The organism is Azospirillum sp. TSO22-1, assembly GCF_003116015.1.
Lineage (GTDB): Bacteria > Pseudomonadota > Alphaproteobacteria > Azospirillales > Azospirillaceae > Azospirillum.
In genome coordinates, this window is sequence record NZ_LGQZ01000062.1 from 20,762 (window position 1) to 29,932 (window position 9,171).

A 9,171-nucleotide genomic window follows, 5' to 3' on the forward strand; every position below is an offset into this window, starting at 1 on the left:
CCGACCGATGCCGCCGAACCCCGCCCTCTCCGCCCCCGTCGCGCCGGACCCCGAACCGGCCGCCCCGCACATCACCTTCGAGGCGATCCGCAAGGTCTATCCCGGCGGCGTGCAGGCGCTGCACGCGGTGTCCTTCAGCATCCCGCGCGGCGGCGTGTTCGGCATCATCGGCCGCTCGGGCGCCGGCAAGTCGACGCTGCTGCGCTCGATCAACATGCTGGAGCGCCCCTCCGGCGGCCGGGTGCTGATCGACGGCACCGACGTCGGCGCGCTGGACGAGGAGGCGCTGATGCGGCTGCGCCGCCGCATCGGCATGATCTTCCAGCACTTCAACCTGCTGTCGGCGAAGACGGTGCGGGAGAACGTCGGCCTGCCGCTCAAGGTCGCCGGCGTCCCCGCCGCGGAGGTCCGCCGCCGGGTGGACGAACTGCTCGACCTCGTCGGCATCGCCGACAAGGCCGACGTCTATCCGACCAAGCTGTCGGGCGGACAGAAGCAGCGCGTCGGCATCGCCCGCGCGCTGGTGCACCGCCCCGACATCCTGCTGTGCGACGAGGCGACCTCGGCACTGGATCCGGAGACGACGCACGCCATCCTCGGCCTGCTGCGCGACATCAACGCCGCGCTCGGCCTGACCATCGTGCTGATCACCCACGACATGGCGGTGATCCGCGCCATCTGCGACGAGGTGCTGGTGCTCGACCAGGGCCACGCGGTGGAGCGGGGCCCGGTGTGGAAGGTGTTCGGCGCGCCGAAGGGCGAGGCGACGCGGGCGCTGCTGCGCCCGTTGCAGCACGGCCTGCCCGACGACCTCGCCCGCCGCCTGCAGCCGGAGCCGCCCCGGCACGGCGGGCACGCCATCCTGGCGCTGCGCTTCACCGGCGAGACGCACCCGGAGGGGTTGTCGCTGGCCAGCCTGCTCTCCCTCGCCCCCGACGCCAAGCTGCTGCACGGCGGCATCGACCGCATCCAGGGGCACGCCCAGGGCGACCTGCTGGTGGCGGTGCCGGCCGCCGCGCTGCGCTCAGCCGCCGGGCGTTCCTTCTCTCCCGATTCCATCAAGGTGCTGGGCTATGTCGCCGACGATGTCTGACCGCTACCTGCGCGCCTTCGGCGAGACGCTGACCATGGTCGGCGTCTCGGTGGCGATCGCCATCTCGGTGGGGCTCGTCCTCGCCCTGGCTCTGGTCGTCACCGCGCCGGGCGGGCTCAATCCGAAGCCGCGTTTCAACAAGGCGCTGTCCGTCCTGGTCAACGTCTTCCGTGCCGTCCCCTTCATCATCCTGCTGGTGGCGCTGCTGCCGTTCACGCGGATCCTGGTGGGCACGACGCTGGGCATCTGGGCGGCGTGCGTACCGCTCAGCATCCACCTCATCGCCTTCTACACCCGCATCGCCCAGGTCAGCCTGAACGAGGTCGACCACGGACTGATCGAGGCGGCACAGGCCATGGGCTTCCGCCGCCGGCACATCGTCCGCCACGTCATCCTGCCCGAGGCGCTGCCCGGCATCGTCGGCGGCATGACGGTGTGCGTGATCGCCATGATCAATTCCTCGGCCATGGCCGGGGCGGTGGGCGCCGGCGGCCTCGGCGACCTCGCCATCCGCTACGGCTACGAGCGGTACGAGACGCAGGTGCTGTTCGAGATCATCGCCATCCTGATCGTGCTGGTGACCTCGGTGCAGTTCGGCGGCGAGTGGCTGGCGCGCCGCGTCGACCACCGGCGCTGAGCGGAAGCCCGGGGCGCTACGGCACCCCGGCCGCTCCGTCCACCCGCGCGGCCCGGCGGCGGGCGACGATGTCGGCGACCACATCGGGATCGGCCACCGTGGAGGTATCGCCGAAATCCGCGAAGTCGCCGGCCGCCGCCTTGCTCAGGATGCGGCGCAGGATCTTGCCGGCGCGGTTCTTCGGCAGGGCCGGCGCCCACTGGACGACATCCGGCGTGGCGATCGGGCCGATGCGGTCGCGCACCCGGGTGACGATCTCGCCGCGCAGGCCCTCGCTCTCGGCGATGCCGCCCTTCAGCGTCACGTAGGCGAAGACTCCCTGCCCTTTCACCGGGTGCGGATAGCCGACCACGGCCGCCTCCGCCACCGCGGGGTGGGAGGCGATGGCGCTCTCCAGCTCCACCGTGCCCAGGCGGTGGCCGGAGACGTTGATCACGTCGTCCACCCGCCCGCTGATGCGGTAGTAGCCGTCGGCGTCGCGGCTCGCCCCGTCGCCGGTGAAGAAGCGGCCGGGGAACGGCGCGAAGTAGGTGCGCAGGAAGCGCCCGTGGTCGTGCAGGATGGTGCGCGCCTGCGCCGGCCAGGAATCGGCGAAGCACAGGTTGCCCTCCGCCGGCCCCGCCAGTTCCGCGTTGGCGGCGTCCACCACCACCGGCCGTATGCCGAAGTAGGGCTTGCCCGCCCGGCCCGGCTTGTTGGGCACGGCGCCGGGGATGGGGGTGAGCAGCACCGCCCCCGTCTCGGTCTGCCAGTAGGTGTCGACGATCGGGCAGCGCCCGCCGCCGACCACGCGGTGGTACCAGCGCCACGCCTCCGGGTTGATCGGCTCGCCGACCGAGCCGAGCACCCGCAGCGACGACAGGTCGTGCCGCCGCACCGGCTCCTCGCCCTCGCGCATCAGCGAGCGGATGGCGGTCGGCGCGGTGTAGAAGATGTTGACCCGGTAGCGCTCGATGATCGACCACCAGCGCGACGAATCCGGCCAAGTCGGCACGCCCTCGAACAGCACGCTGGTGGCGCCGTTGAGCAGCGGCCCGTAGATCTTGTAGGTGTGCGCGGTGACCCAGCCGACGTCGGCCGTGCACCAGAACACGTCGCCCTCGTGCCAGTCGAAGATGGTGCGCCAGCTGGTGCCGGTGTGCACCAGATAGCCGCCGGTGGTGTGCACCAGCCCCTTCGGCTTGCCGGTCGAGCCCGAGGTGTACAGGATGAACAGCGGGTCCTCGGCGCCGACCGCCACCGGCGGGCAGTGCGGCGCGGCGGCGGCGACCGCCTCGTCGTACCAGAGGTCGCGGCCGGGGGTGAACGGCACGTCCGCCCCGCTGCGCCGCACCACCACCACGTGGGCGACCGCGCGCTCGCGTTCCAGCGCACGGTCGGCGTTGCGCTTGAGCGGCACCGCCCGGCCGCCGCGGCGCCCCTCGTCGGCGGTGATCAGCACCTTGGCGCGGGCGTCGGCGATGCGGTCGGCCAGCGCCTCGGCCGAGAAGCCCGAGAACACCACCGAATGGACGGCGCCGATGCGTACGCAGGCCATCATCGCCACCACCGCCTCCGGGATCACCGGCAGGTAGATGGTCACCACGTCGCCCTGGCGGACGCCCAGCCCCGTCAGCACGTTGGCCAGCCGGTTGACCTTGTCGGCCAGCTCGCCCCAGGTGACGGTGCGCCGCTCGGCCGGGTCGTCGCCCTCCCAGAGGATGGCGGGCACGTCGGCCTTGGCCGGCAGGTGCCGGTCGATGCAGTTGTGCGACGCGTTCAGCGTGCCGTCGGCGAACCAGCGGATGCGCAGGTCCTCCAGGGCGAAGCTGGTGTCCTTCACCTGGGTGAACGGCGTGATCCAGTCGAGGAAGGCCGCCTGCTCGCACCAGAAGCCCTCGGTGTCCTCGACGGACCGGCGGTAGGTCGCCGCGTAGGCGGCGGCGTCCACATGGGCGCGCGCCGCGAAGCCGGGCGGAACCGGGTGGATCTCGGGCTCGGACATGGCGGTCTTACCAGGCCGGCAGCATGGCGCCCTTGAAGCGCGCTTCCAGGAAGTCCTTGACCTCCGGCGACTGGTAGGCGGCGACCAGCGTCTTGAAGGACGGCCGGTCCTTGTCCTTCTCGCGCACGGCGATGAAGTTGCCGTAGGGGTTGCCGACGCGCGGCTCGATGATCAGCGCGTCCTTGGCCGGGCTGAGGCCGCTGTTGACCGCGTAGTTGGTGTTGATCACCGCGCCGGCCAGATCCTCCAGCGAGCGCGGCAGCTGCGCCGCCTCGATCTCGATGATCTGCAGCTTCTTCGGGTTCTCGACGACGTCGAGCACGCTGGGCACCAGACCCTTGCCGTCGCGCAGCTTCAGCAGGCCGTTGGCGGCCAGCAGGTTGAGCGCGCGGCCGCCGTTCGACGGGTCGTTCGGGATGCCGACGCGCGCGCCCTCCTTCAACTCGCCGATGCCCTTCAGCGTGCGCGAGTAGAAGCCGATGGGCGCCACGATGGTGTAGCCGATGGGCACGATGTGGTAGCCGCGCGCCTTGATCTGCGCGTCCAGGTACGGCTTGTGCTGGAAGGCGTTGGCGTCGAGGTCGCCGGCCTCCAGCGCGGCGTTGGGGATGGCGTAGTCGGAGAAGGTGACCACATCCAGCTCCAGGCCGTTGCGGGCGGCGACCTTCCTGGCCACCTCCGCCAGTTCCTCCTCGACGCCGCCCATCACGCCGAGCTTGATGCGCTCGGCCGCCGACGCGCCCGAAGCCAGGAGCGCCAGCACCACGCCCGCCACACCGGCGCGGCGCAGCCAAGAACCCGTTCCCGCCATCATCTCATTCCTTCCGCATGCCCGCAGGCAAATTGAACAATTCGGCCGCGTTGTACCGCACGCCATCACAATTTCGATGCGCATTATGTGAGATGGGCGTGAAACCCTTGTCAATATCCTATTTGTTAAATAGGTAATTAACCGGCATGCGAGCACGCCGCATGTGGAATACGCCCGCGCCATGAGGAGATTGCGATGCCCGGCCCCGATGCGGTCCCCCACGCCGGTATTCCCGCGGCGGTCGCCGCGCTGGCGCCGGCCATGACGGCGTGGCGGCGCGACCTGCACGCCCATCCCGAGCTGGGCTTCGAGGAGCACCGCACCGCCGACGCCGTCGCGGAGTCGTTGGAAGCGTGGGGAATCGATGTGCACCGCGGGCTCGCCGGGACCGGGGTGGTCGGCACCATCCACGGCCGCGCGCCGTCGCCACGCGCCATCGCCCTGCGCGCCGATCTGGACGCCCTGCCGATTCCCGAGGCCACCGGCGTGCCGCACGCCTCGCGCCACGCCGGGGTGATGCACGCCTGTGGCCACGACGGGCACACCGCCATGCTGCTCGGCGCCGCCCGGCACCTCGCCGTCACCCGGTCCTTCGCCGGCACCGTCCACCTCGTCTTCCAACCGGCCGAGGAGGGCCGCGGGGGCGGCCTGCGGATGGTCGAGGACGGACTGTTCGACCGCTTCCCGGTGGACGCCGTGTATGGCCTGCACAACTGGCCGGACCTGCCGGCCGGCACCTTCGCCGTGCACCCCGGCCCGGTGATGGCGGCGTGCGACCAGTTCACCGTGCGGATCCGCGGCAAGGGCGGGCACGCCGCGATGCCGCACCACGGAGTGGATCCCGTGCTGGTGGCGGCACACCTCGTAACGGCGGTGCAGAGCCTCGTCAGCCGCGGCACCGATCCGCTCGACGGCGCCGTGCTGTCGGTGACCCGTATGGAAGCCGGTACCACCTTCAACGTCATCCCGGACACGGCCGAGTTGCACGGCACGATCCGCACCTTCCAGCCAGCGACGCGGGCCCGGCTGCACGAGCAGCTCGGCCGCCTCGTCGCCGGAATCTCCGGTGCGCTGGGGGCGGAGGCCACGCTGGAGATCGACGCGCGCGCGCCGCCGACGATCAACACCCGCTCCGAGGCCGACCTGGCCGCCGCCGCAGCCGAGGCGGTGGCCGGCCCCGCGAACGTGCGGCGCGACGCCGCCCCGTCCATGACCGCCGAAGATTTCGGCTACATGCTGGCCAAGCGGCCGGGCGCCTACGTCTGGCTCGGCGCCGGCAGCCGGCCGCTGCACAGCCCCGGCTACGACTTCGACGATTCGGTGCTGGCCACCGGCGCGGCCTACTGGGTGGCCCTGGCGGAACGCGCGCTGCCCCTGCCGTAGGGGCCGCGCTCAGATATCGAAGTTCCCCGCCAGATGGCCGACCGCCTGCCGATGGCGCAGCGCGTCGGCCAGCGAGCGGTTGTCGAGCACGTCCGCGGTGGCGTCGCGCACCTGGATCATCAGCCAGCGCGTCGAACAGGTGGCCGGATCCTCGCAGTCGGCGCACGGCTTGAACGCGTTCTTGCTGGCGCAGGGAATCGGTGCAAGGTGCCCGTCGATGATCCGGATCACCTCGCCAAAGCTGATTTGCGAGGCCGGCCGTGCCAGCCGGTAGCCGCCACCCTTGCCGCGCTTGGCGAACAGCAGGCCGTGGTTGCGCAGTTCGACAAGGATGGCTTCCAGGAACTTGCGGGGGATGTTCTCGCGCTCGGCAATGTCGCCGATGAGCACGAGGTCGTCGTCCGACCGCTCGGCCAGCATGATCAGCGCGCGCATGGCGTATTTGGCTTTCTGGCTCAGCACGCGTTCATCCGTCGTCGCCTCTCCCCTGTCCGTCAGAGAACATCGGGCGTTGAACAGTTCAAGCCTCTTCCCCACCCCCACGCCGATAAAAAACGGGCCGCCGGAGGGGCGGCCCGAGTTTGGGAGGAAACGCTGAAACACCACCCGTGAAGGGCACTGCGTCGGCATACCTCAACGTACCAAATCACACTGTACTAGTATAGATATAATTCATATTTACGCAAACAAAATTGTTGATTATGGCGCAGCACCCGGTTCTGATGACGCGTCCGGCCGCACCGACTCACCGAGCGTAAGCATCAGGCGGTTGGCCCAGGCGAAGATCGCGACGGCCTGGATCAGGTCGAGGATCTCCCGGTCGCCCAGGCCCACGGCGCGCAGCGCCGCCACGTCCTCCGGCCCAGCGGCTGGCGGGGTGGCGCTGAGCTTGGCGGCAAAATCCACGACGACACGGCAGCACGGATCCCTCCTACTCGACCGGCGTCCCGCACAAGCAGATCCGGGAGGAGACGGGCGTGTCGGACGGCACGATCAGCAAGATCCGTAACGAGATGCGGGAGGAAAGCCTCCCGGTTCTGAGGGCGACACGACGAAGTGCGTGTCCATTGCGTGCCCATCTGGTTGCCTGCCCATTCCGGGGCACGCTAAGCCGTTGAATTCGTGGTGGGCCCGGCCGGATTCGAACCGACGACAACACCGTTATGAGCGGCGGCAGGAAACCCGGACAGCGGCGGAAACGCTAGGTTTTTGCTGAACCGGGATCAATCCGGCTGCAAGCATTTCTGCGCCCTTGAAGGCGGTTGCGTGCCGCTTGCGTGCCGCGACGAAGCACCAGTCTATGAAGCCATGCCTCTCTGCGGCGCAGGCTCGCTGCGTCGCGATAAATTCATGCTGCGACGCAGCGCAAAAGGATGAGCCGGATTGCCGACCGATGATTCCGGCGGGTTTCGAAGAATGCCGGTCGGTCACCGGCACCGGAGCGGCAGCGGGTCGATGCCGTAGCGCCATCCGATTTTCAGGGCGAGGTTCTCGTCCTCGATGATCACGGTGCTCGGAATGCCCGAAAGCCCGACCGCCTGCGCCTCTGCCACGGCTCCGACGAAAGCGTCGCCGCAGGTCGCGTAAGGGCCGTACAGGAGATTGTCACTGCGGACGATCCACTCGGCCTTTCTGTGCAGGACGAAAAAATCTGAGCTTTGATCTTCATATCGAAAAGCTCCACAGCGGCCAAGCGCCGAAACCATCGAAGTCTCAGCCAACATCATGATTTGCATACCGCTCAAACCGTCGATAAAATGACTTATGCACATGCGCACCATATTTCTGCGGCGCATAGGTTCATATGCCGAAATCGCCACGGTAAAAACTTATTTCATCACCAACTCTTCCATAGGCCGCAGCGCAATCCTTGATTGACGGTGCAATCGGAAGAAAGCCACCGCGGCATCCCCGGCTCGATCCGCCACACATACGGAGCACGACGATGACCCTTCAAACCCCCACACCTTTCTCGTCTTTTTGGAGCGCCCCGATGGAGTACTTCGTGCCGCCGTTGGTGATCCCGGTCGCCGTCGTGCTGGCGGTCGTGCTCTTTGCCCTGATCCATGGTCCCGTGGCCTGAACCGAAAGCTATGCCATGCTCAAGAACGTCGAAAGGGAGACCTTCGAACGGTGCGTTGCCTACGTCACGCTTCGCCCGGACGATTTCAGCATGGAGGACCGCGTCGAGGCCTATGTCGTCAGGGGCGGCACGGTCCAATTCCACACCATCACCGTGACCTACGCACCGACCCGAACCTCCCGGGCCTACCGGTCGGCGCTCCCCTCCGCTTGGAGCGGACAGTTCAGGAAGGATCTGGACGGTGGGGTGTTTTACTGATCCGACGATCGGATCGCGGTTGCCTCGGAGATGGGGCCGCCGCATTACCGACGACGTTCGAGCGTGCCCTGGCGGCGGCCTTCGCTGTCCCGGATGACCAGTTCGCCCTCGGCGGAGCCGTGCTCGACGCTGCCGATGTGGCGCCCGTCGTTGTCGCGCAACACATGGCTTCCCTTCACATCCGCCTCGATGCGCCCGACGGGCCGACCGCCACGGTCGCGGACGACACCGTCGGCATCGACGTGGTTGCCGGGATCGAAGAGATGCGTGGGATTGCGTTCACCGGCTGCCGCGGCGGCGGCCGCGAACGAAAGAAGAAGGACGATGACGGCGGGCTTCATGGCGCCCCCAAGAGCAACATACGAGTTGCAACGTACGGGTTGCTGCCTTTCCCTATGTGGCACCGCCTCCACCGCTTTGCGAGGGCGCCCTCAGTTCTGATTGGCGTGCAGTCCCTTTCCATGCCGATTCAAGAACTCAGCCAGTTGTGCGGCTTCACCAAAGGACAGACCGCGCCGAACCGCCTCGCCGACCAGTTCGCCGTTCACCACCGCGGTGTCGATGACCATCCAGCCATCGAAGTCAAAGCGGGCACCGTATTCGATCCTCATCATCCAATGGACATGGGGATGCGCGGTGGCGCAAGCGAGGGCGCAGACGAACACCTGCCGTCCGTGCCGCTGCACATCGCGCTGACCGCTCGCCGGGCAACCACCATATCTGGCAGAGCCGGTTCCATCGCGGGATCCTCCAGCCCAGGACCGGACAAGGATCCTCATGCCGCACGAGACGACGCTCATCGCCACCATCGTCATGGGCCTGGTTCTCGCCTTCCTGGGGGGCCTTCTCGCCAGCAAGCTCCGGCTGCCTCCCCTGGTCGGCTATCTGCTGGCCGGCGTCGCGGTCGGCCCGTTCACGCCCG

12 protein-coding genes are annotated in these 9,171 nt (G+C 68.5%); 5 read left to right on the plus strand and 7 right to left on the minus strand.

The window, feature by feature from the left end:
• Positions 1 to 7: 7 nt before the first annotated feature.
• Both TSO221_RS16720 and TSO221_RS16725 read left to right on the plus strand, forming a co-directional pair.
• Positions 8 to 1,093: an ATP-binding cassette domain-containing protein gene (locus TSO221_RS16720; protein ID WP_109119651.1), complete on the plus strand. Its 1,086-nt coding sequence runs from the start codon at positions 8 to 10 to the stop codon at positions 1,091 to 1,093.
• Positions 1,074 to 1,730, plus strand: coding sequence for a methionine ABC transporter permease (locus TSO221_RS16725; RefSeq protein ID WP_109119652.1), 657 nt, complete (start codon positions 1,074 to 1,076; stop codon positions 1,728 to 1,730). Before TSO221_RS16720 ends, TSO221_RS16725 begins: the two co-directional genes overlap by 20 nt.
• A 16-nt stretch (positions 1,731 to 1,746) precedes the next feature.
• Here TSO221_RS16725 and acs read toward each other — a convergent pair whose 3' ends face one another.
• Together acs and TSO221_RS16735 are read right to left on the minus strand one after the other, a co-directional pair.
• Complete coding sequence (gene acs / locus TSO221_RS16730) at positions 1,747 to 3,714, minus strand: acetate--CoA ligase (RefSeq protein WP_109119653.1); 1,968 nt, start codon at positions 3,712 to 3,714, stop codon at positions 1,747 to 1,749.
• Positions 3,715 to 3,721: 7 nt separating this feature from the next.
• Positions 3,722 to 4,528 (minus strand): MetQ/NlpA family ABC transporter substrate-binding protein, encoded by an 807-nt coding sequence (locus TSO221_RS16735; protein ID WP_109119654.1) that lies wholly within the window; start codon positions 4,526 to 4,528, stop codon positions 3,722 to 3,724.
• Positions 4,529 to 4,786: 258 nt separating this feature from the next.
• On the opposite strand from TSO221_RS16735, the gene TSO221_RS16740 reads away from it, so the two are divergent.
• Positions 4,787 to 5,908, plus strand: a complete 1,122-nt coding sequence (locus TSO221_RS16740) for a M20 aminoacylase family protein (RefSeq protein ID WP_348770268.1) — start codon at positions 4,787 to 4,789, stop codon at positions 5,906 to 5,908.
• 9 nt (positions 5,909 to 5,917) lie between these two features.
• Here the strand turns inward: TSO221_RS16740 and TSO221_RS16745 are convergent, their stop codons facing one another.
• From TSO221_RS16745 to TSO221_RS16755, 3 genes are all read right to left on the minus strand, one after another.
• Complete coding sequence (locus TSO221_RS16745; protein ID WP_109119656.1) at positions 5,918 to 6,370, minus strand: Rrf2 family transcriptional regulator; 453 nt, start codon at positions 6,368 to 6,370, stop codon at positions 5,918 to 5,920.
• A gap of 237 nt (positions 6,371 to 6,607) precedes the next feature.
• The gene (locus TSO221_RS16750; protein WP_109119657.1) at positions 6,608 to 6,814 is read right to left on the minus strand and encodes a hypothetical protein; all 207 of its coding nucleotides are present in this window, start codon (positions 6,812 to 6,814) and stop codon (positions 6,608 to 6,610) included.
• 521 nt (positions 6,815 to 7,335) lie between these two features.
• Complete coding sequence (locus TSO221_RS16755) at positions 7,336 to 7,728, minus strand: hypothetical protein (RefSeq protein ID WP_146208834.1); 393 nt, start codon at positions 7,726 to 7,728, stop codon at positions 7,336 to 7,338.
• A 278-nt stretch (positions 7,729 to 8,006) separates the two neighbouring features.
• On the opposite strand from TSO221_RS16755, the gene TSO221_RS16760 reads away from it, so the two are divergent.
• Positions 8,007 to 8,249 (plus strand): hypothetical protein, encoded by a 243-nt coding sequence (locus tag TSO221_RS16760; protein ID WP_109119659.1) that lies wholly within the window; start codon positions 8,007 to 8,009, stop codon positions 8,247 to 8,249.
• Between the two features lie 44 nt (positions 8,250 to 8,293).
• Here the strand turns inward: TSO221_RS16760 and TSO221_RS16765 are convergent, their stop codons facing one another.
• Together TSO221_RS16765 and TSO221_RS16770 are read right to left on the minus strand one after the other, a co-directional pair.
• Positions 8,294 to 8,590: a hypothetical protein gene (locus tag TSO221_RS16765; RefSeq protein WP_109119660.1), complete on the minus strand. Its 297-nt coding sequence runs from the start codon at positions 8,588 to 8,590 to the stop codon at positions 8,294 to 8,296.
• Between the two features lie 90 nt (positions 8,591 to 8,680).
• The gene (locus tag TSO221_RS16770) at positions 8,681 to 8,914 is read right to left on the minus strand and encodes a hypothetical protein (RefSeq protein ID WP_109119661.1); all 234 of its coding nucleotides are present in this window, start codon (positions 8,912 to 8,914) and stop codon (positions 8,681 to 8,683) included.
• Between the two features lie 112 nt (positions 8,915 to 9,026).
• Between TSO221_RS16770 and TSO221_RS36435 the strand changes: the two genes are divergently transcribed.
• Positions 9,027 to 9,171, plus strand: a 145-nt coding sequence (locus tag TSO221_RS36435; RefSeq protein WP_199229506.1) for a cation:proton antiporter, incomplete at its 3' end; no start/stop codon positions are given.